Origin of the sequence: Agromyces sp. NPDC058126 (genome assembly GCF_042884595.1) — a bacterium.
GTDB lineage: Bacteria > Actinomycetota > Actinomycetes > Actinomycetales > Microbacteriaceae > Agromyces.
The window spans coordinates 48,605-70,599 of sequence record NZ_JBHVTS010000003.1; the positions used below are offsets into that span (position 1 = coordinate 48,605).

Annotated in this window: 21 protein-coding genes; 13 read left to right on the plus strand and 8 right to left on the minus strand. The window is 70.9% G+C overall.

The window, feature by feature from the left end; translation table 11 throughout:
- Window positions 1-17: 17 nt before the first annotated feature.
- Window positions 18-689, plus strand: coding sequence for an ArsR/SmtB family transcription factor (locus ACFVTR_RS09225; RefSeq protein ID WP_387036708.1), 672 nt, complete (start codon window positions 18-20; stop codon window positions 687-689).
- A 63-nt stretch (window positions 690-752) separates the two neighbouring features.
- Here the strand turns inward: ACFVTR_RS09225 and ACFVTR_RS09230 are convergent, their stop codons facing one another.
- Both ACFVTR_RS09230 and ACFVTR_RS09235 read right to left on the minus strand, forming a co-directional pair.
- Complete coding sequence (locus ACFVTR_RS09230; RefSeq protein ID WP_387037733.1) at window positions 753-1,397, minus strand: GTP pyrophosphokinase family protein; 645 nt, start codon at window positions 1,395-1,397, stop codon at window positions 753-755.
- Between the two features lie 187 nt (window positions 1,398-1,584).
- On the minus strand, window positions 1,585-2,001 hold the full coding sequence (locus ACFVTR_RS09235) for a YchJ family protein (protein ID WP_387036710.1): 417 nt from the start codon (window positions 1,999-2,001) through the stop codon (window positions 1,585-1,587).
- 167 nt (window positions 2,002-2,168) lie between these two features.
- Here ACFVTR_RS09235 and ACFVTR_RS09240 point away from each other — a divergent pair, with 167 nt between their 5' ends.
- Window positions 2,169-3,005 carry a hypothetical protein gene (locus tag ACFVTR_RS09240; RefSeq protein WP_387036711.1) on the plus strand — a complete coding sequence of 279 codons (837 nt, stop codon included), beginning with the start codon at window positions 2,169-2,171 and terminating at the stop codon, window positions 3,003-3,005.
- Between the two features lie 98 nt (window positions 3,006-3,103).
- Here the strand turns inward: ACFVTR_RS09240 and ACFVTR_RS09245 are convergent, their stop codons facing one another.
- A complete protein-coding gene (locus tag ACFVTR_RS09245; RefSeq protein WP_387036713.1) occupies window positions 3,104-3,397 on the minus strand; it encodes a GNAT family N-acetyltransferase in 294 nt (97 codons plus the stop codon).
- A 68-nt stretch (window positions 3,398-3,465) separates the two neighbouring features.
- Entirely contained in the window at window positions 3,466-3,837 is a 372-nt protein-coding gene (locus ACFVTR_RS09250; protein ID WP_376944769.1) for an RNA-binding S4 domain-containing protein, read from the minus strand.
- Window positions 3,838-3,892: 55 nt separating this feature from the next.
- On the opposite strand from ACFVTR_RS09250, the gene ACFVTR_RS09255 reads away from it, so the two are divergent.
- From ACFVTR_RS09255 to ACFVTR_RS09275, 5 genes are all read left to right on the plus strand, one after another.
- The gene (locus ACFVTR_RS09255) at window positions 3,893-4,369 is read left to right on the plus strand and encodes an NUDIX domain-containing protein (protein ID WP_387036714.1); all 477 of its coding nucleotides are present in this window, start codon (window positions 3,893-3,895) and stop codon (window positions 4,367-4,369) included.
- Between the two features lie 10 nt (window positions 4,370-4,379).
- The gene (locus tag ACFVTR_RS09260) at window positions 4,380-5,003 is read left to right on the plus strand and encodes a CDP-alcohol phosphatidyltransferase family protein (RefSeq protein WP_376944771.1); all 624 of its coding nucleotides are present in this window, start codon (window positions 4,380-4,382) and stop codon (window positions 5,001-5,003) included.
- Between the two features lie 2 nt (window positions 5,004-5,005).
- Window positions 5,006-5,521 carry an FHA domain-containing protein gene (locus ACFVTR_RS09265; protein WP_387036716.1) on the plus strand — a complete coding sequence of 172 codons (516 nt, stop codon included), beginning with the start codon at window positions 5,006-5,008 and terminating at the stop codon, window positions 5,519-5,521.
- On the plus strand, window positions 5,521-6,213 hold the full coding sequence (locus ACFVTR_RS09270) for a MerR family transcriptional regulator (RefSeq protein ID WP_376944775.1): 693 nt from the start codon (window positions 5,521-5,523) through the stop codon (window positions 6,211-6,213). Before ACFVTR_RS09265 ends, ACFVTR_RS09270 begins: the two co-directional genes overlap by 1 nt.
- A gap of 109 nt (window positions 6,214-6,322) precedes the next feature.
- A complete protein-coding gene (locus ACFVTR_RS09275; RefSeq protein WP_157424316.1) occupies window positions 6,323-6,868 on the plus strand; it encodes a MerR family transcriptional regulator in 546 nt (181 codons plus the stop codon).
- An 82-nt stretch (window positions 6,869-6,950) separates the two neighbouring features.
- Here ACFVTR_RS09275 and ACFVTR_RS09280 read toward each other — a convergent pair whose 3' ends face one another.
- Window positions 6,951-7,784 carry a ParA family protein gene (locus ACFVTR_RS09280; RefSeq protein ID WP_157424317.1) on the minus strand — a complete coding sequence of 278 codons (834 nt, stop codon included), beginning with the start codon at window positions 7,782-7,784 and terminating at the stop codon, window positions 6,951-6,953.
- Between the two features lie 74 nt (window positions 7,785-7,858).
- Here ACFVTR_RS09280 and ACFVTR_RS09285 point away from each other — a divergent pair, with 74 nt between their 5' ends.
- Genes ACFVTR_RS09285 through def form a run of 3 tightly spaced genes read left to right on the plus strand, consistent with a single transcriptional unit; the run spans window position 7,859 to window position 13,206 of the window.
- Window positions 7,859-11,263 carry a pyruvate carboxylase gene (locus tag ACFVTR_RS09285; protein WP_387036719.1) on the plus strand — a complete coding sequence of 1,135 codons (3,405 nt, stop codon included), beginning with the start codon at window positions 7,859-7,861 and terminating at the stop codon, window positions 11,261-11,263.
- Window positions 11,264-11,300: 37 nt separating this feature from the next.
- Entirely contained in the window at window positions 11,301-12,704 is a 1,404-nt protein-coding gene (locus tag ACFVTR_RS09290; RefSeq protein ID WP_387036722.1) for a MinD/ParA family protein, read from the plus strand.
- Between the two features lie 10 nt (window positions 12,705-12,714).
- Window positions 12,715-13,206, plus strand: coding sequence for a peptide deformylase (gene def, locus ACFVTR_RS09295; RefSeq protein WP_387036723.1), 492 nt, complete (start codon window positions 12,715-12,717; stop codon window positions 13,204-13,206).
- A gap of 96 nt (window positions 13,207-13,302) precedes the next feature.
- On the opposite strand, the gene ACFVTR_RS09300 is transcribed toward def, so the two are convergent.
- On the minus strand, window positions 13,303-15,135 hold the full coding sequence (locus ACFVTR_RS09300) for an AMP-dependent synthetase/ligase (protein ID WP_387036725.1): 1,833 nt from the start codon (window positions 15,133-15,135) through the stop codon (window positions 13,303-13,305).
- Window positions 15,136-15,289: 154 nt separating this feature from the next.
- On the opposite strand from ACFVTR_RS09300, the gene ACFVTR_RS09305 reads away from it, so the two are divergent.
- The 3 genes from ACFVTR_RS09305 (at window position 15,290) to ACFVTR_RS09315 (ending at window position 18,426) form a co-directional block, all read left to right on the plus strand.
- Window positions 15,290-16,237: an ROK family glucokinase gene (locus ACFVTR_RS09305; protein ID WP_387036727.1), complete on the plus strand. Its 948-nt coding sequence runs from the start codon at window positions 15,290-15,292 to the stop codon at window positions 16,235-16,237.
- Between the two features lie 48 nt (window positions 16,238-16,285).
- Window positions 16,286-16,975: a lysophospholipid acyltransferase family protein gene (locus ACFVTR_RS09310; protein WP_387036729.1), complete on the plus strand. Its 690-nt coding sequence runs from the start codon at window positions 16,286-16,288 to the stop codon at window positions 16,973-16,975.
- Between the two features lie 122 nt (window positions 16,976-17,097).
- Entirely contained in the window at window positions 17,098-18,426 is a 1,329-nt protein-coding gene (locus tag ACFVTR_RS09315) for a class II 3-deoxy-7-phosphoheptulonate synthase (RefSeq protein WP_387037734.1), read from the plus strand.
- A gap of 162 nt (window positions 18,427-18,588) precedes the next feature.
- Here ACFVTR_RS09315 and pknB read toward each other — a convergent pair whose 3' ends face one another.
- Both pknB and ACFVTR_RS09325 read right to left on the minus strand, forming a co-directional pair.
- Window positions 18,589-20,511, minus strand: a complete 1,923-nt coding sequence (gene pknB, locus ACFVTR_RS09320) for a Stk1 family PASTA domain-containing Ser/Thr kinase (RefSeq protein WP_387036732.1) — start codon at window positions 20,509-20,511, stop codon at window positions 18,589-18,591.
- Window positions 20,512-20,593: 82 nt separating this feature from the next.
- Window positions 20,594-21,823: a LysM peptidoglycan-binding domain-containing protein gene (locus ACFVTR_RS09325; protein WP_387036734.1), complete on the minus strand. Its 1,230-nt coding sequence runs from the start codon at window positions 21,821-21,823 to the stop codon at window positions 20,594-20,596.
- Window positions 21,824-21,995: the final 172 nt, after the last annotated feature.

The window sequence follows — 21,995 nt, forward strand, 5'->3', positions numbered from 1 at the left end:
CGTCGTATCGTGAAGGCATGGACGGTGACGCCGATCTCTCGATCCCGGCCCGGTTGATGGGCGAACCGGCGCGCGCGGCGATGCTCGTCGCCCTGCTCGACGGCCGCGCACTGCCGGCGGGCGAGCTCGCGAAGATCGCGCGGGTGTCGGCGGCGACCGCGAGCGCGCACCTGGCCCGGCTCGTCGACGGCGGGCTCCTGCGGGCCCGCTCGCTCGGCCGCCACCGCTACTTCGAGCTCGCGGGGTCCGAGGTCGCCGACGCGGTCGAGGCGCTCCAGCGGCTCGGGCCGCGTCGGCCGGTGACCTCCTACGCGCAGTCCGCCACCGCCCGGCGGCTCGCCGAGGCCCGGTCGTGCTACGACCACCTGGCCGGTCGGCTCGCGCTCGGCCTCGCCGACCGACTCGTCGCGGAGCGGGCGATCGCGCCGCTCGAGGCCGGTGCGCCCGGCGCGGTCCTCGCGACCGACGGACCGCTCGCCCGACGGCTGCGCCTCGACGAAGCGCCCGCCGCGGGTCGCCGCCCGGCCGTGCGGGGATGCCTCGACTGGACCGAGCGGCGACCCCACCTCGCCGGCTCGCTCGGGGCGCACGTGCTCGAGGTACTGCTCGACGGCGGATGGGTCTCCCGGGTACCGGGAGACCGATCGCTGCTCGTCAGCGACGAGCTGCGGGCGACGCTCGAGAGCTGACCCGCAGTACGGGGGCGCACGCCGACGCCCGGACCGGCAGCCGAGGAGCCGCGCCGCGACCGATCAGACTTCGATGTCGCGCAGGACGCGCGCCGGACGAGGCGCCCCGTGCACCTCGCGGTGCAGGCGCTCCATGCGCACGTCGAGCTCCGCGGCGGTGTGCGCGGCGTCCGTGAGGCCGTCCAGGAGCTCCTGCGGCACACGGCGGTCGTACTTGTAGTAGATCTTGTGCTCGAGGCTCGCCCAGAAGTCCATGGCGATCGTGCGGATCTGCACCTCGACGGCGACCGGGTGCGGCCCCGTCGAGAGGAACACGGGCACCTCGACGATGACGTGCAGGCTCTGGTAGCCGTTCGGCTTCGGATCCTTGATGTAGTCCTTGACCTTGAGCACGCGGATGTCGCGCTGGGCGGTCAGCAGCTCGAAGATGCGGTACGCGTCCGAGACGAAGCTGCACGTGACCCGCACGCCCGCGATGTCGGTCACCGTGTCGCGGATCGAGTCGAAGCTCGGCTCGACGCCCTTGCGCGACATCTTCTCGATCACGCTGTCGAGGCTCTTCAGCCGGCTCGAGATGTGCTCGATGGGGTTGTAGTCGTGCGTCTGGCTGAACTCCTCCCGGAGGATGGAGAGCTTCGTGATCACCTCGTCCATGCCGAACTTGTAGCGCAGCATGAAGCGCTCCGTCTCGTCGCGCAGCGCCCGCATCTCGTCGAGCGTCTGGCCGTCGATCGTCTCGAGCGTTCGCTGCGCGCGGGCGGTCAGCATGGAGGGGGAGTCGGGATGCCTCGTGGGACGAGTGCCGTCGAGCGGAGTCACGTGTCTCACCGTAGGCGGTGAAACTCTGCATTCCCTTTGATTCCCGACGACGTTCGCCGGGAGCGGAGGAGCGGGTTCACGCCACGGCGTCGACGTACCGCCAGCCTCCGTCGGTGCGCTCGAAGCGGCTCACCTCGTGCTGCTCGCCTCGCTCGCCCTCGTGGCGGTAGAACGCGGCGAACTCGACGACTCCGTCGCGGTCGAGCGGCCCCCCGCGCTCGCTGCGGAGGACGTCGAGCCGGTACCACCGGATCGAGGGGTCGAGCTCGAGCTCGGTCGGCCGCGTCGACGGATGCCACGTGGCCAGGAGATAGTCCGCGTCGCCGGTCGCGAACGCGGTGTAGCGGGAGCGCATCAGCTGCACCGCGGTGGGTGCGGGCGACGCCCCGGTGAGGTGGCGCCGGCAGCATTCGCCGAACGTCAGGCCGCTGAGGCACGGGCAGCGCTCACCCGGATCGGGCGACGGGAAACGGGCGGGGACTGCCTCTGGCATCCACCCAGTATCGCGTGCGAGGGCCCGCGCTCGCCGAGGTCCACCCATGAAGCGCACAGGTGGAAATGAGGATCTGTTCAGATTCGACAGGCAGAGTGTCTGACTTGTGCCTGTGCTCGGGGCCGTCCCCTGAACGAAAGCCAGATGCCGAGCAGCCTCCAGAACTTATGCGAAACCAGACTTCCCCCACGCCCGAGAACACCGCCGCCGAACTCCCCGAGCACGCCCGCCGAGCGAACCGTCGCCGCCGCGTCTCACGTCGCCGACTGCTCGCCGGCGGCGCCGTCGCCGGCATCGCGCTGCTGATCGGCACCGGATTCACCGTCCAGTCGGCTGTCGCCACGCAGGCGAGCATCGATGCGACCACCGCCCTCACCCAGGGCAGCGGCGTCCACTCCGAGCAGCTCGGCGCGTACAGCGCGATCGCCGAGGCGCGCACCCGCGCCGACGCGGAGGACACGATCTCCGCGGCCAATGCGACGCTCGCCGCGGTCGACGGCAAGACCGACACCGCCGGGCTCGCCGCCTCGGTGGCTTCGCTCGGCGACTACGAGGTGCTCGAGGTCGACGAGATCGTCGACCTCGCCAAGCAGACCCGTTCGGAAGCCGCCAAGGCCACCGCCGCCGCAGCCGAGTACGACCGGGTCCAGGCCGTGAAAGCGCAGGAGGCCGCCGAGGCGCGCGCTCGTGCCAACACGCCCGAGGGCGCCCAGGCGATCGCACGCGAGATGGCTTCGTCGAGTTACGGCTGGGGCGAGGGCGAGTTCCAGTGCCTCGTGCAGCTCTGGCAGAAGGAGTCGGGCTGGTCGTACACCGCCTACAACGCCTCGAGCGGTGCGACGGGCATCCCGCAGTCGCTCCCCGGCAGCAAGATGGCCAGCGCCGGCGCGGACTGGCAGACCAACGCCGCCACCCAGGTCGCCTGGGGCCTCGACTACATCGCGCGCGGCTACGGCAGCCCGTGCAGCGCGTGGGGACACTCCCAGTCGGTCAACTGGTACTGAGCGCCTGAGCCGACCTCGTCCGCGAGCCCGACGCACCTCGCGTCGGGCTCGCGCCGTCCTCCGGGCTTCGCCGAGCGGCCCGCGATCGCCGATGAGCGTCAGTCGAGCCGCGGGTCGAGCAGGGCCCGTCGTTCTGGATGCCGGTCGAACCACTCGCCCACGTACCAGCAGCTCGGCACGATGTGCCGGTCGGAGTTCGCCTCGACGTCGTCGACCGCGAACCGCACGACCTCTGCGGCCAGTCCGCTGCCGCGGTAGCTGGGGTTCGTGAACGTGCGGGTGAAGGCGACCGCATCGCCGAGCACCCGGTAGTCGAGCACGCTCGCGATCGTGCCGTCGATGCGGAGCACGTATCGTCGGGCGTCGGGTTCATGGCTGAGTTCCTGCGGCACGACCTCAGGCTACGCCCGGCGCAGGCGCCGACGGCCGCGGCGACCCGCCGCGACACGCGGCGGGGGAGTCATCGTCCGCGGAGGCGCTCGATGTCGCGCCGCTCTCGCTTGGTCGGGCGGCCCGCGCCGCGGTCGCGCACGACGACCGCCGCGACCTCCTCGCGCGGGGGCGGGGCGGGCGTTCGGTCCTCGGCGGCCTCGGCGGCCAGCGTCGCCGAGACCCGCTTGGCGATCGTGCGCCGCACGACGAGCTGCTGGTCGAAACCCGCGACCCGGACGCGGACCTCGTCGCCGGGCCGCACCGGCTGTGCCGCCTTCACCCGCTCGCCGTTGACCCGAACATGCCCGGCCCGGCATGCCGCCGTCGCGGCCGACCGCGTCTTGAAGCGTCGAACCGCCCACAGCCAGGCGTCGACGCGCACCGGGGCCTGTTCCTCCATGCGCCAAGCCTACGGCCGTGGCGACACCCGGGCGCGGGTGCGTCATGCTGGTCTCATGGTCGGAGCGAACGGTGATGCCTGGGTCGAGGGCCCCGGCGGGGAGCGGTACTGGGGTCGATTCGGCGCGGCCGGGCTGCTCGCGCTCAGTCCAGGTGCCGAGGTCCTGCTGCAGCATCGCGCCGTGTGGAGCCATTTCGGCGGCACCTGGGGCCTGCCGGGCGGAGCCCGGCACCAAGGGGAGTCCGCGGTCGATGCCGCCGTGCGCGAAGCCCAGGAGGAGGCGGGTGTCCCGCCCGAGTCGCTCGCGGTGCGCTTCACGAGCGTGCTCGACCTCGGCTACTGGTCGTACACCACGGTCGTCGCCGACGCGCTCGTCCGGTTCGAGCCGGTGGTGAGCGACCCCGAGAGCATCGAGCTGCGCTGGGTGCCCGTCGACGAGGTCGGCCGGATGCCGCTGCACCCGAGATTCTCCGAGTCCTGGCCCCGACTGGCCGAGCGACTGCGACCGCGAGGCATCCCCGCCGACGGATAGGATCGACAGCGTGGCTGGGGAGCGCGCTGGGGGCGGCGGTTCGGAGATCTGGACGATCCCGAACATCCTCAGCATGCTCAGGCTGGCGCTGGTGCCGGTCTTCCTCGTCCTCATCGTCGCCGGCGACTACGTGCTCGCACTCGTGGTGCTCGTCGTCGCGAGCCTCACCGACCTCCTCGACGGCTATCTCGCGCGGCGGCTCGACCAGATCACCCGTCTCGGGCAGCTCCTCGACCCCGCGGCCGACCGGCTGTACATCTTCGCCGCGCTCGTCGGGCTCGCCGCGCAGGAGCTGGTGCCGTGGTGGATCGTCGTCGTCATCGTCGCCCGCGACGTGTACCTCCTCGCCCTCGGCATCGTGCTCGCGAACCACGGATTCGGCCCGCTCCCGGTGCACCAGCTCGGCAAGGTCGCGACCTTCGCGCTCTTCTTCGGGCTGCCCGTGATCATGCTGGGACTCGCGTTCCCCGCGGTCGCCCCGGTGAGCGAACCCGTCGGCTGGGCCATCACCCTGTGGGGCGCGTTCCTCTACTGGTGGGCGGGGGTCATCTACGCGATCGAGACCGCGCGGGTGATTCGTATGCCGCGGGTGGCAGGCGACGCTCGATCCGATACGCTTGAAGAGGGAGGTTAGCCGTGGTTGATTCCGACAACACTCAGGCCGACGGGGCGAACGAGGTGCCCGAGCAGGCGCACACGTCGTCGCAACCCGTCGTCGACGGCGTCGGCGACGCGACCATCGGGTTCAGCCGCGAGGCGGCTGCGCAGCTCGGCGCGATCGACGCCGACATCACGGCCGAGGAGCACGAGGCGATCGCCGCGCTGCCCTCCGGGTCCGCGCTGCTGATCGTTCGCCGCGGCCCGAACACCGGCGCCCGCTTCCTCCTCGACACCGACGTCACGGTGGTCGGGCGTCACCCCGACGCCGAGATCTTCCTCGACGACGTCACCGTGTCGCGCAAGCACGCCGAGTTCGTCCGTCACCGCACCGCATTCGAGGTGAAAGACCTGAGCTCGCTGAACGGCACCTACTTCGACGGGGTCCGCATCGAGACAGCGCTCCTGTCCGACGGCGCCGAGGTGCAGATCGGCAAGTTCCGACTCACGTTCTACGCCTCCCGACGCGACCTGGCTCCGGTGGCGAGCGACTAGTGGCGAGCACCGCTGCGTCGTCGCGCGCGAGCGGCCAGGCACCACTTCTCGGCATCGGCCAGGTCCTCGCCAGGCTTCAGCCCGAGTTCCCCGAGCTGACGCCGTCGAAGCTGCGGTTCCTCGAGGAGCAGCGGCTCGTCGCACCGGCGCGGACTGCAGCCGGGTACCGCAAGTTCTCGACCGCCGACGTCGAGCGCATCACGGTCGTGCTCTCGATGCAGCGCGACCACTACCTGCCGCTCAAGGTGATCCGTTCCCACCTCGAGGCGATCGACGCCGGCGAGACGCCGGCGCTGCCCGGCGCGACGAGGGCGAGCGCCTTCCTCGGTGCCGCCAAGCGCTACGGCCGCAGCGAGCTCATCGCCGAGGCGGGGGCGACCGCGGGCCTGCTCGACGACGCCGTCTCGGCGTCGTTGCTGCCGGCGGCCGACCACTACGGCGATGAGGCGCTCGGCGTGCTGCGTTCGCTCGTCGCCCTGCGAGGGGTGGGCATCGAGCCGCGGCATCTGCGCGGACTCCGTGCGGCGGCCGAACGCGAGGCGGCGCTCGTCGAGCGCGCGATCGCGCCGTCGCGGCGTGCCGATGCCGCCGACAAGGCCCGGGCGGCCGAACGCGGGCGCGAACTCGCCGGCCACCTCGCGGCGGTGCACTCGAGCGTCGTGCGCGCGACGCTCGACGGACTCGCTCGCTGATCGCGCGACACGCCGTGCCGATCGGCCCGATATGTTTGGCGGACGCCCTCGGCCTCGGTAGCGTGGAACTCGCGTCGTCGGGGTGACGGAGCAGAAGAGGGGCGATTCGATGAGTGAGACCGTGCGCTCGCGTTACGACCTCGGCCTGCTGTTCACCGACGGGATGCCCGAGCACGACGACGGCACCGGTTACCGCGGTGCGGTCGCCGCCCGCGCGGCCGGCATCAGCTACCGCCAGCTCGACTACTGGGCTCGCACCCAACTCGTCGAACCGACCGTTCGCGGCGCCGCCGGGTCGGGTTCGCAGCGGCTCTACGGCTTCCGCGACATCCTGGTGCTGAAGCTCGTCAAGCGACTGCTCGACACCGGCATCTCGCTGCAGCAGATCCGCACCGCCGTGACCCAGCTCCGCGAGGCCGGCGTCGAAGACCTGGCGCAGACCACGTTGATGAGCGACGGTGCGAGCGTCTACCTCTGCACGTCGGACGACGAGGTCATCGACCTCGTGAACCGCGGCCAGGGTGTGTTCGGCATCGCCGTGGGCAAGGTGCTCCGCGAGGTCGAGTCGACGCTCGTCGAACTCGACACGCAGCCGGCCGACCCGATGGACGAGCTGGCCGCACGTCGCGGCGCGAAGTCGCGCAAGATCTCCTGAACCGGGCTCGGCCCGGCTCCTTCGTCACACGGCGTCACATTCGACGGCGGATTCCGCAGTCTCGGGCGCGGCCGCGCACGCGTCAGATCGCGTGCGACTCGATCTCGGCGGGCAGCCCGGCGTAGTCGCCGATGCGTGCGGTGCGGAGCACCCGGTCGAGCAGCTGGTCGAAGTTCGCCGACATCTCCTCGGCGCTCTCGCCGGGCCACATGTGAAGCGGCTTCGCGGCGCCCTGCGCCTGCTGCAGCGAGGTGCGCTCGGGCAGCTGGGGCGACAGCACCAGCGGGCCGAACATGTCACGGAGCTCCTTGATGCGGAACTGGTGCTCGAGCGACTGCACGCGCGCGCGGTTCACGATGATGCCGAGCGGCTGGAGTCTGGGGGAGAGCCCGCGTCGGATCTCCTCGATGGCGCGGAGGGCGCGATCGGCTGCGGCGACCGAGAACAGGCCGGGCTCGGTGACGACGGCCACGCGGTCGCTCGCCGCCCAGGCGGTGCGGGTGAGCGCGTTGAGCGAGGGTGCGCAGTCGATGAGCACGAGCTCGTAGTCGGCCTCGACGTTGGCGAGCGCCTCCTCGAGCTTCCAGATGTCACGGATCGACGGGTGCGGCCCGTCGAAGTTGATGGCGGACGGGCTGCCGATCATGACGTCGATCGTCGACTGCGGGTTCTGCCGCGACCACCCGCTGGGGGCGATCGCCGAACGGACGATCTTCTCCTTCGGCGAGGCCAGGACGTCGGCGACGTTCAGGTGACCGGCCATCTGGATGTCCATGCCGGTCGAGACATCGGATTGCGGATCGAGGTCGACGACGAGAGTCCGGACGCCGCGGGCGAAGGCCGCCGACGCGAGTCCGAGCGTGACGGTGGTCTTGCCGACGCCGCCTTTCAGGGAGCTGACGGAGAGAACGTGCACGACCGATACGTTACCTTTACTACTCGGGCGATACCTAAACGTTCGCTGTGCGGATTCCGTTCGGAAAGGCTTGCATGTTCACGAAGATCCTGGTTGCCAATCGCGGTGAGATCGCCATCCGTGCGTTCCGTGCCGCAGTCGAGCTCGGTGCGAAGACGGTCGCGGTCTACCCGTTCGAGGACCGCAACTCCCTGCACCGCCTGAAGGCCGATGAGGCGTACCAGATCGGCGAGCCGGGCCACCCCGTGCGCGCCTACCTCGACGTGTCGGAGATCATCCGCGTGGCGAAGGAGTCGGGCGCCGACGCGATCTACCCCGGATACGGGTTCCTCTCCGAGAACCCCGAGCTCGCCCAGGCGGCGGCCGAGGCCGGCATCGCCTTCATCGGCCCGCCGAAGCACGTGCTCGAGATGGCCGGCAACAAGGTGACCGCGAAGGAGCACGCGATCGCCGCGGGCGTCCCCGTGCTGAAGTCGACCCCGCCCTCACGCGACATCGAGGCGCTCCTCGCGCAGGCCGACGAGGTCGGGTTCCCGATCTTCGCCAAGGCCGTCGCGGGCGGCGGCGGGCGAGGCATGCGCCGCGTCGATGCCAAGCCCGAGCTGCGCGCCGCCCTCGAAGAGGCGATGCGCGAGGCCGACAGCGCCTTCGGCGACCCGACCATGTTCCTCGAGCAGGCCGTGCTCCGCCCCCGTCACATCGAGGTGCAGGTGCTGGCCGACTCGAACGGCGAGACCGTGCACCTCTTCGAGCGCGACTGCTCGGTGCAGCGGCGCCACCAGAAGGTCATCGAGATCGCCCCGGCGCCGAACCTCTCCGACGAGGTCCGCCAGTCGCTCTACCGTGACGCCATCGCGTTCGCGCGTTCGATCGGCTACGTCAACGCGGGAACGGTCGAGTTCCTCCTCGACACCGCGGGCGAGCGGGCCGGCCAGCACGTCTTCATCGAGATGAACCCCCGCATCCAGGTTGAGCACACCGTCACCGAGGAGGTGACGGACGTCGACCTCGTCGTCGCCCAGATGCGCATCGCCGCCGGGGCCTCGCTCGCCGAGCTCGGTCTCGAACAGGACCAGATCCGCCTGCGCGGCGCGGCGCTCCAGTGCCGCATCACGACGGAGGACCCGACCGCCGGATTCCGACCCGACACGGGCAAGATCACGACCTACCGTTCGCCCGGCGGCGCCGGCATCCGACTCGACGGCGGAACGATCAACCCGGGCGCCCAGATCAGCCCGCATTTCGACTCGATGCTCGCGAAGCTCACCTGCCGGGGCCGCGACCACGTCGCCGCCGTCGCGCGGGCCAAGCGCGCCCTCGCCGAGTTCCGCATCCGCGGCGTCTCGACGAACATCCCCTTCCTGCAGGCCGTGCTCGAAGACCCGGCGTTCGTCGCCGGCGACCTCAGCACCTCGTTCATCGACGAGCGTCCGCAGCTCCTCCGAGGCCGCGTCTCGAAGGACCGCGGCACGAAGATCCTCAACTGGCTCGCCGACGTCACCGTGAACCAGCCGAACGGCCCCGCCCCGATCAGCGTCAGCCCGGTCGAGAAGCTGCCCCCGCTCGACCTCACGACGCCCGCTCCCGACGGCTCGCGCCAGCGCCTGCTCGAGCTCGGCCCGGTCGGCTTCGCCGCGGCGCTCCGCGCCCAGACGCCGCTCGCGGTCACGGAGACGACGTTCCGCGACGCCCACCAGTCGCTGCTCGCGACCCGCGTTCGCACCAAGGACCTGGTCGCCGTCGCACCGTACGTCGCCCGCCTGACGCCCGAGCTGCTCTCGGTCGAGGCGTGGGGCGGCGCCACCTACGACGTCGCGCTGCGCTTCCTCGGCGAAGACCCGTGGGACCGCCTGGCGGCCCTCCGCGAGGCGCTGCCGAACGTGAACATCCAGATGCTGCTCCGCGGGCGCAACACGGTCGGCTACACGCCGTACCCGACCGAGGTCACCGACGCGTTCGTGCGTGAGGCGGCGGCGACGGGCGTCGACATCTTCCGCATCTTCGACGCGCTGAACGACGTTTCGCAGATGCGTCCGGCGATCGACTCGGTCCTCGCGACCGGGCACAGCATCGCCGAGGTCGCCCTCTGCTACACCGGCGACCTGCTCGACCCGGCCGAAGACCTCTACACGCTCGACTACTACCTGCGGCTCGCCGACCAGATCGTCGACGCCGGCGCGCACGTGCTCGCCATCAAGGACATGGCGGGCCTGCTCCGTCCCGCGGCGGCGGCGAAGCTCGTGAGCGCCCTCCGCGAGCGCTTCGACGTGCCGGTGCACCTGCACACCCACGACACCGCGGGCGGCCAGCTCGCGACGCTCCTCGCCGCGAGCAACGCCGGTGTCGACGCCGTCGACGTGGCGAGCGCCCCGATGGCCGGCACGACGAGCCAGCCCTCGGCGTCCTCGCTCGTGGCCGCGCTCGCGCACACCGAGCGCGACACGGGCATCTCGCTCGACGCGGTGAGCGACCTCGAGCCCTACTGGGAGGCGGTGCGCCGCCTCTACAAGCCGTTCGAGTCGGGCCTGCCCGGCCCCACCGGTCGCGTCTACCACCACGAGATCCCCGGCGGTCAGCTCTCGAACCTGCGCCAGCAGGCCATCGCGCTCGGCCTCGCCGACGACTTCGAGCTCATCGAGGACATGTACGCCGCCGCCGACTCGATCCTCGGCCGCGTGCCGAAGGTCACGCCGTCGTCGAAGGTCGTCGGTGACCTGGCTCTGCACCTCGCGGCCGTCAAGGCCGACCCGGCCGACTTCGCGGCGAACCCCGAGAAGTACGACGTCCCCGACTCGGTGATCGGCTTCATGGCCGGCGAGCTCGGCGACCTGCCGGGCGGCTGGCCCGAGCCCTTCCGCACGAAGGTGCTCGCCGGCAAGGACGTGCGCATCGGCGTGACCGAGCTCACGCCCGAGCAGCGCGCTGCGCTCGAGGCCGACAGCGCGACCCGCCGTGCGACCCTCAACGCGCTCCTCTTCCCGGCGCCGACCCGCCAGTTCGAGCAGATCCGCGAGCTCTTCGGCGACCTCTCGGTCGTCGACACCGCCGACTACCTCTACGGTCTGCGCCCCGGCGCCGAGCACGTCGTCGAGATCGCGAAGGGCGTCAAGCTCTACGCTGGGCTCGAGGCGATCGGCGAGGCCGACGACAAGGGCATGCGCACCGTCATGACGATCCTCAACGGGCAGCTCCGCCCGGTCTTCGTGCGCGACCGCAGCATCACGGTCGACACGCGGGCGGCCGAGAAGGCGGATGCCTCGCAGCCCGGCCAGATCGCGGCCCCGTTCTCGGGCGTGGTCACGCTGCAGGTCGAGGCGGGCACCGAGATCGCGGCCGGACAGAGCGTCGCATCGATCGAGGCGATGAAGATGGAGGCCGCCATCACCTCGCCCGTCGCGGGCGTCGTCGAGCGCGTCGCGATCCCGAAGACCCAGCAGGTGGAGGCCGGTGATCTGCTCGTCGTCGTGCGTCCGCGCTAGGCTTGGCGTGGATGGGCACTGATGAGGAGGGGATTCGGTGGCTGAAGAGACGCACGAGACCGGGCCGGTGACACGGCGCGGAGTGGGGGTACGCACGGGTCCGGTCGATCGGATCAGCCCGTCGACCTCCACCGGCGCCCACGCGGCGGTGCCCGCACCCGACCTCGACCTCCGGGTCGACCTTCCGCCCGCGCCCGTGCGCGAGGTGCCCGAAGACGAGGTCGCCGTGGCGATCGACGACGTCTCGGTGAATCCCGGTGCGATCGGCGCCGGCGGCGACACGAGCACGCGTTCGGTCGACGTCCTTCCCGCGGGGCTCGCGGTCGGCGCCTACCGCAGTTCGACACGTCGCGAGTCGTCGCCCTACAGCGCGCTGCTCGCCGCCGACGCGAAGGCGGCCCGTGAGCTCGACCGAGCCGACACGCCTGCGGCCGGCACGACCCAGGTCGCGGTGGCCGTCGACGGCGGCCACGAGGTGGCCCTCCCGTCCGAGGTGCCCGAGGCGCCCGAGTCGCTGACGGCCGATCGGCTGATCGACCTCAACCGCACGACGCGCCCCGCCCCGCAGGGCGGGTTCAACCGGTTCCTCTACGAGGCATCCCTGCATCTCGTGAACCTCGGCGACTCGGCGAAGGCGCGTGCGCACAAGGCGATGAACCAGCGCATCCAGAAGCGCTTCGAGGGCGGCGCTCGGTTCGTGCCGGTGCTCACCCGAAAGGGCGGCGTCGGCAAGACGACGATCACGGCGCTGCTCGGCATGGCTCTCGCCGACGCCCGCGACGACCGGGTCATCGCGATCGATGCGAACCCCGACCGAGGCACCCTCGCAGAACGCGTCGACCGGCAGACCCGCGAGACCGTGCGGGACGTCGTGTCCAAGGCGTCGTCGATCGGCGGCTACACCGACTTCTCCCGGTTCGTCTCGCGTGACGAGACCCGGCTCGACATCCTGGCCTCCGACACCGACCCGACCCTCTCCGAGGCGTTCGACGACAACGACTACAACGTCGTCGCGGGGCTCGCGGCCCGGTACTACTCGCTCGTCCTGACCGACTGCGGCACCGGCATCGTCCACTCCGTGATGCGCGCGACGCTGCAGCGCGCCGACTCGATCGTGATCGTGTCGGGCGGCAGCGTCGACGAGGCCCGCCTCGCCTCCGAGACCCTCACCTGGCTCGAGGCGAACGGCTACGGCGAACTCGTCCGCAACGCGGTCGTCGCGATCAATCTCGCGACGCAGGGAACGCACCTCGTGAAGGTCGACGAGATCGAGGCGCACTTCCAGTCGCGTGTCCGCGAGATCGTGCGCATCCCGTACGACCCCCAACTCGCGGCCGGTTCCGTGGTCAACTGGCACGAACTGCGCCCGGTGACCCAGCACGCGGCGCGCGAACTCGCCGCCCTCGTGGTGGAAGGCCTGCCCGCCGAACGCGGGCACTGATCGGAGAACATTGCCAGAGCGTCCCATTCGCCTGTTCGGCGACCCCGTCTTGAAGACCGTCTCAGCCCCCGTCGAACAGGTCGATGATCGTGTGCGCGCGCTCGTCGCCGACCTCCTCGACAGTGTCCGGCTGCCGGGCCGCGCCGGGGTCGCGGCATCCCAGATCGGCGTGAACCTGCGCGCCTTCAGCTACAACATCGACGGCGAGGTCGGGTACGTCCTGAACCCCGAGCTCGTCGAGGTGTCGGGCGAGAAGGAGGCCATCGACGAGGGCTGCCTCTCGGTGCCCGGCCTGTGGAGGAAGACCCCGCGCTACCCGTTCGCGCGCGTACGGGGCATCGACCTCGACGGCAAGGAGATCGAGGTGTCGGGCACGGGGCTCATGGCGCAGGCGCTGCAGCACGAGACCGACCACCTCGACGGCCTGCTCTACCTCGATCGCCTCGAGAAGGACGAGCGCCGCTCGGCCATGAAGGAGATCCGCGAGTCCGACTGGTTCTGACGGACTGCTGAACGCGCACCGGTCCGGGCGCGGCGACCTCGACGAGAAGCGCCCCACGGGAGATCCCGTGGGGCGCTTCGTCGTGCTCGGCGAGCGTCAGCTGACGATCGAGTGGCCCTCGGTCGCCGGTGCGCCCGAGTACATCGCCTCGATGAGCGGGGCGAAGTCCTGCAGGATGATGTTGCGCTTGATGCTGAGCTTCGGCGTGAGGTGCCCGCTCTCCTCGGTGAGCTCGCTCGTGAGGATCGTGAACTTGCGGATCGACTCGGCCCGCGAGACGTTCTCGTTCGCTGCGTCGATCGCGCGCTGGACCTCGGCGAGCACCGCGGCGTTGGTCGAGGCCTCTTCGAGCGTCATGCCGGCGTCTTCGCCGTTGTTGTTGAGCCAGACCGGGAGCATCTCGGAGTCGAGCGTGACGAGCGCCGAGATGAACGGCTTCTGGTCGCCGACCACGACGACCTGGCCGACGAGCGGGTTCGCGCGAATCGGGTCCTCGAGGGCGGCGGGGGCGACGTTCTTGCCGCCGGCCGTGACGATGATCTCCTTCTTGCGGCCGGTGATCGTGAGGAAGCCGTCGGCGTCGAAGGAGCCGATGTCGCCCGTCTTGAACCAGTCGCCGTCGAACGTGTCGGCGGTCGCCTCGGCGTTCTTCCAGTACTCCTTGAAGACGGCGACGCCCTTGACCTGGATCTCGCCGTCGTCGGCGAGGCGGATCGCGTTGCCGGGCAGCGCGGGGCCGACGGTGCCGATCTTCGACTTCGACGGGAGGTTGACGCTCGCCGGAGCGGTCGTCTCGGTGAGGCCGTAGCCCTCGAGGATCGTGATGCCGAGTGCGTGGTAGAAGTGGCCGAGACGAGGACCGAGCGGCGCGGAACCCGAGACCGCGTACTTGACGTTGCCGCCCATGGCATCGCGGAGCTTCGAGAAGACGAGCGCGTCGAACAGCTTGAACTTGAGCTTCAGTCCGAGCGGGACCTTGCCCTGCTCGAGGGCGATCGAGTACGCGACCGCGGTGTCGGCGGCGGAGCGGAAGATCTTGCCCTTGCCGCCGGCTTCGGCCTTCTGCTCAGACACGTTGTAGACCTTCTCGAACACCCGCGGGACGGCGAGGAGGAAGGTCGGCTTGAAGCTGCCGAGCGAGGGGAGCAGCTGCTTCGTGTCGGGCTGGTGGCCGACGCGCACACCGGCGTGCACGCAGAGCACCGCGATGAAACGCGCGAAGACGTGCGCGAGGGTGATGAAGAGGAGCGTCGAGGCGCCGTTCGGGTCGAGCACGACCTCGTCGAGGGCCACGGCCGAGTTGCGCGAGAGCTCGACGAAGTTCGAGTGCGTGAGCACGCAGCCCTTCGGCTTGCCGGTCGAACCCGAGGTGTAGATGAGCGTCGCGATGTCGTCGCCGTTGGCGAGCTTGCGGCGGCGCTCGATCTCGTCGTCGGGAACCTCGGTGCCGCCCGCCGCGATCTTCTCGAGGTCGCCGAGGTCGATCTGCCAGGTGTTGCGGATGCCGGGGAGGTCGGGGTGCACCTCGTCGAAGCGCGCGAAGTGGTCGGGCGTCTCGAGGATGATCGCGATGGCGCCCGAGTCGCTGAGGTTCCAGCGCACCTGCGCGGGGGAGCTCGTCTCGTAGACGGGCACGAGCACCGCGCCCGCGAACCACGTGGCGAAGTCGATCAGGGTCCACTCGTAGCGCGTCTTGCACATGAGGCCGATCTTGTCGCCCGGCTGGATGCCGGCCGCGACGAGACCCTTGGCGAGGGCGATGACCTGGTCGTAGAACTCGCGCGTCGTCACCGGCGACCAGCCGCCGTCGGCGGTGGGCAGTGAGAACAGGACCGAATCGGGCGTCGCAGCGAGCCGGTCGACGAGCAGATCGGTGGTGTTCGCCGTGGGGTCTGGAGAGACCACGGCAGGCGTGGAGAATTCGGTCACGGTAGCTCCTTCGGCACCGGGAGGATCGCGCCCGGCTCGGGTACCTGCGCGACCTCGGCATTGGGGTCGATTACACTCTAGTCGTTGCTCGCGTGGCCACGGTCCCGGCACGAATCAGCCTCGTACCTCTTCATGCTCGAAAGGCGGCGTCCGCGTGCACGCGATCGGAATCGACATCGGCGGAACGAAGATCGCTGGAGCGGTCGTCGACGAACTCGGCGGCATCGTCCGCAGCGACCGGGTGCCGACGCCGGCCGACCCCCGGCTGCTCGAGGACGCGGTCGTCGCGATGATCGAGGGCCTGCGCGGCGGCGACGAGATCGGCGCCGTCGGCGTCGCGGCGGCGGGCTTCGTCGACGCCGCCCAGTCGACCCTCTACTACGCGCCGAACATCGACTGGCGCAACGAGCCGCTGCGCGCGAAGCTCGAGGCGCGCGTGGGCGGCACGGTCGTCGTCGACAACGACGCGAACGCGGCCGGTTGGGCCGAGTTCCGCTTCGGCGCCGGTCGCCTCGTGAGCGACATGGTGATGCTCACGATCGGTACGGGCGTCGGCGGCGCCATCGTCGCGGGGGACCGCCTCTTCCGCGGCGGCTTCGGGGCCGGCGCCGAGCTCGGCCACCTCCGCGTGGTGCCCGACGGCCTCGCCTGCGGCTGCGGCCAGCGCGGATGCATCGAGCAGTACGGCTCCGGACGGGCGCTGCTGCGCATGGCGGGCGAGATCGCCGACGCCGGCGGCATCGGCCAGGCGCTCGCCCGCGCCCGTGCCGAGCACGGCGAACTCGACGGCGCGATCGTCGGCGGCCTCATCGAGGCCGGCGACCCCGGCGCGGTCGCGGCGCTCCGCCAGCTCGGACACTGGCTCGGCGCGGCATCCGCGAGCCTCTCCGCCGTGCTCGACCCGCAGCGCTTCGTCTTCGGCGGTGGCGTGGCGATCGCCGGCGAACTCCTGCTCGAGCCGATCCGCGAGGCCTACCTCGAGCACCTCCCGGCGCGCGGGTACCACCCCGAGCCCGACTTCGTCGTCGCCGAGCTCCAGAACGACGCAGGGGTCGTCGGCGCCGCCGACCTCGCCCGCGTCTGGGTCGCCGAGCACGCCTGAGCGGCCGACGGTAGGCTGATCGATGCGCCACGAGAAGGGAGCCCTGCGGTGTTCTACTGGATCATGAAGAACCTCGTGATCGGGCCGATCCTCCTCTCGATCTTCCGCCCGTGGGTCGTCGGGCTCGAGAACGTGCCCAAGCAGGGCGCCGTGGTGCTCGCGTCGAACCACCTCTCCTTCATCGACTCGATCTTCCTTCCGCTCGTCGTCGACCGTCCGGTGGTCTTCCTCGCGAAGAGCGACTACTTCACGGGCAAGGGGCTCAAGGGCTGGGCGACCCGCGTGTTCTTCCAGGCGGCCGGCCAGCTCCCGATCGACCGCTCCGGCGGCAAGGCGTCCGAGGCATCCCTCAACACGGGGCTCCGGGTGCTCGCCGATGGCAGCATCCTCGGCATCTACCCCGAGGGCACCCGCAGCCCCGACGGCAAGCTCTACCGCGGCCGCACGGGCGTCGCGCGCATGGTCCTCGAATCGGGCGTCCCAGTGATCCCCGTGGCGATGATCGGCACCGAGCACGTCATGCCCATCGGCAAGCGCCTGCCGAAGGTGCGTCGCATCGGCATCATCGTCGGCGAGCCGGTCGACTTCACGCGCTTCGAGGGGCTCGAGGGGGATCGCTTCGTGTTGCGTTCTGTGACGGACGAACTCGTCTACCGGCTCCGGGCGCTGAGCGGCCAGGACTACGTCGACGTGTACGCGAGTTCGGTGAAGGAGCAGCGGGCCGCGCAATCGCGGTAGGCTCGAGGCACGGCGGCGCGATCTGCGTCGCCGTTCCGCATCACGGCGCACCAGCGCCCCTCACCCCTCAGGACACACTCGTGGTACAGCTTGTCGAGCCCTTCGTGAACGCAGATCCCTCCGTGATCGCGGGCCTCGACTATTGGCGGGAGCTGCCGATCAAGCAGCAGCCGACGTGGCCCGACGCCGACGCAGCGCGTGCGGCCTCGGCCGAGCTCGCCACGCTGCCGCCGCTGGTCTTCGCGGGCGAGGTCGACACGATGCGCGATCGCCTCGCGGCCGCCTCGCGCGGTGAGGCGTTCCTCCTCCAGGGCGGCGACTGCGCCGAGACCTTCGCCGGGGCGACCGCCGACCAGATCCGCAACCGCGTCAAGACGGTGCTGCAGATGGCCGTCGTGCTGACGTACGGCGCCTCGATGCCGGTCGTGAAGATGGGCCGCATGGCGGGCCAGTTCGCGAAGCCCCGCTCGAGCGACAACGAGACCCGCGGCGACGTGACGCTGCCGGCCTACCGCGGCGACATCGTCAACGGCTACGACTTCACGCCCGAGTCGCGCGCGGCCGACCCCGGCCGCCTCATCCGCGGCTACCACACGGCCGCGTCGACGCTGAACCTCATCCGCGCCTTCACGCAGGGCGGCTTCGCCGACCTGCGCCAGGTGCATTCGTGGAACCAGGGCTTCGCGAAGAACCCGGCGAACTCGCGCTACGAGTCGATGGCTCGCGAGATCGATCGCGCCGTGAAGTTCATGGACGCCTGCGGCGCCGACTTCGAGGCGCTGAAGCACACCGAGTTCTACACCGGCCACGAGGGCCTGCTCATGGACTACGAGCGGCCGATGACGCGCATCGACTCGCGCACGGGCACGCCGTACGTGACGAGCGGTCACTTCATCTGGATCGGTGAGCGCACCCGCGAGCTCGACGGCGCGCACGTCGACTTCCTCTCGCGCGTTCGCAACCCGATCGGCGTGAAGCTCGGCCCGACGACGACGCCCGAGACGATGCTCGAGCTCGTCGAGAAGCTCGACCCGAACCGCGAGCCGGGCCGACTCACCTTCATCACGCGCATGGGCGCCGGCAAGATCCGCGAGGCGCTGCCGCCGCTGCTCGAGGCGATCAAGGCGAGCGACGCCAACCCGCTGTGGGTGACCGACCCGATGCACGGCAACGGCATCACGACCCCCACGGGCTACAAGACCCGTCGTTTCGACGACGTGGTCGACGAGGTCAAGGGCTTCTTCGAGGCGCATCGCGCCGCGGGCACGCACCCCGGCGGCATCCACGTCGAGCTCACCGGCGACGACGTCACCGAGTGCCTCGGCGGCTCAGAGCAGATCGACGAGGCGACCCTCGCGACGCGCTACGAGTCGCTGTGCGACCCGCGCCTGAACCACATGCAGTCGCTGGAGCTCGCCTTCCTCGTGGCAGAGGAGCTCGCGGCGCGCTGAGTCGCACGGCACCCGGCCTCGGCGCGGGGCATCCCCTTCTGGGCGGATGCCTCGCGCCGATCTCGTTCCGGGCACGCGATGTCGTGAAGCCGCAGGGAGAGCCGACGCGGACCTGCGCGCCACTGCGCAGCGCCCCCGCCACCTGTGGCGGCGGCCTTCGGTTCAGACGGTGAGGGTCGCCACGAGGGTGATCGTGCTGCCGCGCACGGCCTGCGTGTCGGCGACCGGATTCTGCTCGTTCACCGTGGCGAAGGCGATGAACGCGGCAGGGAAGCTGTGGGCGACCTTGAATCCCGCCGCCTCGAGCTCGTCGATCGCGTCCTGGAGCGGCTTGCCGACGACGTTCGGCACGGCGACCAGGTCCTGGCCCTTCGACACGGTCAGCTCGACCGTCGACCCGGGTCGCATGGGATCGTTCAGCCAATCGGCGGTGACGACGTGGTCCTTCGGGACGTCGTTCGAGAAGACCGGATCCTTGTACTTCACCTCGAGCCCGGCGTCCTTCAGCTTCGCCTCGGCGTCGGCGACCGGCAGACCCTCGACGGGCGGCACGGGGCCGACCGAGACGATCAGCGTGATCTCGCCGCGCTCGGGGTAGCTGGCCGGGAGGGCCTCGCCGTCGGCGCCGAGCGCACCGATGACGGAGCCGGCCGCGACCTCCGCGGAGAACTGCTCGATGGGCTCGAGCAGGGTGAACTCGGCCAACAGCTCGGTGGCCGCGTCGACCGGTTCGCCGACGACCTGGGGCACCTCGAGGATGCGGGGCCCCTCCGAGACGAGGAGGGTCACGGTCGAGCCGTTTCGAACCGAGCTCCCGCCGGCGGGGTCGGTGTCGATGACGGCGCCCACGGGGATCTCGGGATCGGTGCGGGTCTCCTGTTTCACCTCGAAGCCGGCGTCGGTGAGGAGCGCGAGCGCCGCCTCGGGAGTCTCGGTGGCCGTCTTCGGAATCGTCACGTAGGCGCCGGGTCCGGCGCCGAAGTACCAGCCGGTGCCTGCTGCGAGACCGGTGACCAGGAGGACGAGTGCGAGGATCCAGTAGCCACGGCGCTTGCGGCGCGCCGCGCTCGTCGCGAGCTCGGCGGCGTCGTCGCCATCGGCCGCCTCGGCGGTCGTGATGTTCGAAGGAGCAGCGAGCGCGGCCGTGCCGAGAACGCTCGTCTCGGCGGTTGCGGTGCCGAGGAGCTCACCGGCCGCCGGCAGGACCATCGTCGCCTGCGTGGTGAGCGGGACGTGCGAGGAGCGGAGCGCCGGCTCGGCCTCGCGCAACCGGTCGAGCAGCTCGCGCGCGTCGCGCGGGCGCTCGTCGGGGTCGCGTCGCGTCGCCCACAGGACGAGTTCGTCGAGCTCTGACGGCACGGCCGGGTTCTTCGAGCTGGGCGCCGGGACCTCGTCGTTCGCGTGCTGGTAGGCGATGGCCATGGGCGCCTCGCCGACGTAGGGCTGCTCGCCCGTCAGCATCTCGAACATCATGATGCCGACGGCGTAGATGTCGCTGCGCGCGTCGGCCACCCCGCGCGTCACGAGCTCGGGGGAGAGGTAGGCGATCGTGCCGAGGAGCGCCTGCCCGGTCGCGGTGTTCGCGCTGGCCGCACGGGCGAGGCCGAAGTCGCCGAGCTTGATGCGGCCGTCGTCGGCGAGGAGCACGTTCTCGGGCTTGAGGTCGCGGTGCACGATGCCGGCCTTGTGGGCCGCGGCGAGACCCGACAGCACCGCGTCCATGATGTCGACGGTCTGCTCGGGCGTGAGCTTCTTGTAGTCCTTCAGGAGTTCGCGCAGCGTGATCCCGGGCAGGTACTCCATGACGAGGTACGCCATGTCGGCGTCCTGGCCCTGGTCGAAGACGTTCACCACGTTCGGGTGGGCGAGCCGCGCGGCCGAACGGGCCTCCTGCACGAAGCGGGTCTTGAAGGTGTTGTCGTCGGCGAGGTGCCCGTGCATGATCTTGATCGCGACCCGCCGCTCGAGACGGAGGTCGGTCGCGAGGTAGACGGTCGCCATGCCGCCTCGGGCGATCCTGGAGCGCACCTGATAGCGACCGTCGATGAGACGGCCGATCATGGGGTCGGGAGGTGCACTGGTCACCGTTCGAGTCTACGAAACGGCATATGCCGTGATCTGAACAAACGCCGCAGACGCGCCGATCGAAACCCCATCGTGATGAGGTTCAGCCGAGTTCGGCGAGCCACGCCTTCGCCTGCGCCTCCCACTTGGCGTAGTGGTCGGGGTGGGCGCTGTGCTGCACGGACTGGGCGGCCTCGGTGAGCGACATCGATTCCCATCCGGGAATATCGAGCAGCCCGGCGGTGACGCCCGGATTCGGGTTGCCCGGTCCGCCGTAGAAGGCCCTCGCGGCGCGCACAGGGTCGAGCACCTCCTCGACGGTGCCCCAGCCCTGGCTCGGGCGCTGCTGGAACAGGCCCTGCGAGTCGCGGTCGCCGTGCCGGACGTTCTTCAGCCCGGACTCCTGGGCCGCCGCCGCGAGTGCGACGGCGATGCCCGAGTCGGGCACGCCGAGCTCGCGGCCGACGTCGACGATGAGCTGCGCGTTGGCGCGCATCTCCTCGGTGAGGACGACGCTGACGGAGGCGACGGTGACGACGGCGACGGGACGGGGGATCGCGAGTCGCTGACCCGGCCTGATCGTCGCGTTCGCGTCGAGCCCGTTCGCCGCGATGAGCGCCGCGACCTCGACGTCGTTGCGCGCGGCGATGTCCCACACCGTGTCGCCGTCGACGACGACGTGGGTGTCGGCCGGGGACGGTGCGGCCGGCTCGTCGGGGACGGCCGCGGCGACGGGTGCCGGCGCGGGGCGGTCGGCGGCGTCGGGCGGCAGCACGATCGCCTCGCCGGGGAAGATGAGCGACTGTCGGCCGAGTCCGTTGACTCTGAGGAGCTCGTCGAGTGCCACGCCGTATCGCTCGGCGATGCCGCTCATCGTGTCGCCCTCGGCGACGAGGTGCTTCGCGATCGCATCGCGGGGCGGCGGAGCCGCGGGCGCCGCCCGTCCGCCGGGCAGCGCCAGGCGCTGTCCGGGGAAGATCATGCTGGACCAGCCGAGTCCGTTGTGCGCGAGCACCTCGGCGGTCGAGAGGCCGAATCGCTCGGCGATGCCGCTGACCGTGTCGCCCTCGGCGACGACGACCTCCTCGGGCACGGCGCCCGCGGTCGAGGCGGCGGCGCGCATCATCGCCCCGGGGGCGGCCGTCTTCGCCTTCGGTTGCCGCTTGACCGGCTGCGGTGCGGCTTCGGCCGGCTGCGCGATGCCGAGGGTGACGGCCACGGCGCTCACGACCGCGAGCGGCACCGTGAGCAGCCCGCGGATGCCGCGTGCCGACCCCCGTCCGCCGGATCCGCGCCGCTCGCGTCCGCCGGCGTCGTCGACGTCGTACGCCATGGTTCCCCCTTCGCCGGCCTGGTGCTCCGACTCCCGTCACCGTCGCACAGGCATCGGGGCGAGTCAAACACCCCGCCGCGAGTCCGCCGACTCGGTGCGGGCGGCGCGTTCGGATCGAGGCGCGGCCGCGCCTCGATCATGACGGCATTCGCGATGCACTGCTTTTCCGACG

Bases quoted from the DNA above. Each gene is read 5' to 3' on its own strand.
- ACFVTR_RS09275 (WP_157424316.1), top strand. From the start codon at position 6,323: ATGAGTGAGACCGTGCGCTCGCGTTACGACCTCGGCCTGCTGTTCACC.
- ACFVTR_RS09285 (WP_387036719.1), top strand. From the start codon at position 7,859: ATGTTCACGAAGATCCTGGTTGCCAATCGCGGTGAGATCGCCATCCGT.
- ACFVTR_RS09325 (WP_387036734.1), bottom strand. From the start codon at position 21,823: ATGGCGTACGACGTCGACGACGCCGGCGGACGCGAGCGGCGCGGATCC.
- ACFVTR_RS09255 (WP_387036714.1), top strand. From the start codon at position 3,893: ATGGTCGGAGCGAACGGTGATGCCTGGGTCGAGGGCCCCGGCGGGGAG.
- ACFVTR_RS09235 (WP_387036710.1), bottom strand. From the start codon at position 2,001: ATGCCAGAGGCAGTCCCCGCCCGTTTCCCGTCGCCCGATCCGGGTGAG.
- ACFVTR_RS09240 (WP_387036711.1), top strand. From the start codon at position 2,169: ATGCGAAACCAGACTTCCCCCACGCCCGAGAACACCGCCGCCGAACTC.
- ACFVTR_RS09250 (WP_376944769.1), bottom strand. From the start codon at position 3,837: ATGGAGGAACAGGCCCCGGTGCGCGTCGACGCCTGGCTGTGGGCGGTT.
- ACFVTR_RS09230 (WP_387037733.1), bottom strand. From the start codon at position 1,397: ATGCGGGCGCTGCGCGACGAGACGGAGCGCTTCATGCTGCGCTACAAG.
- ACFVTR_RS09225 (WP_387036708.1), top strand. From the start codon at position 18: ATGGACGGTGACGCCGATCTCTCGATCCCGGCCCGGTTGATGGGCGAA.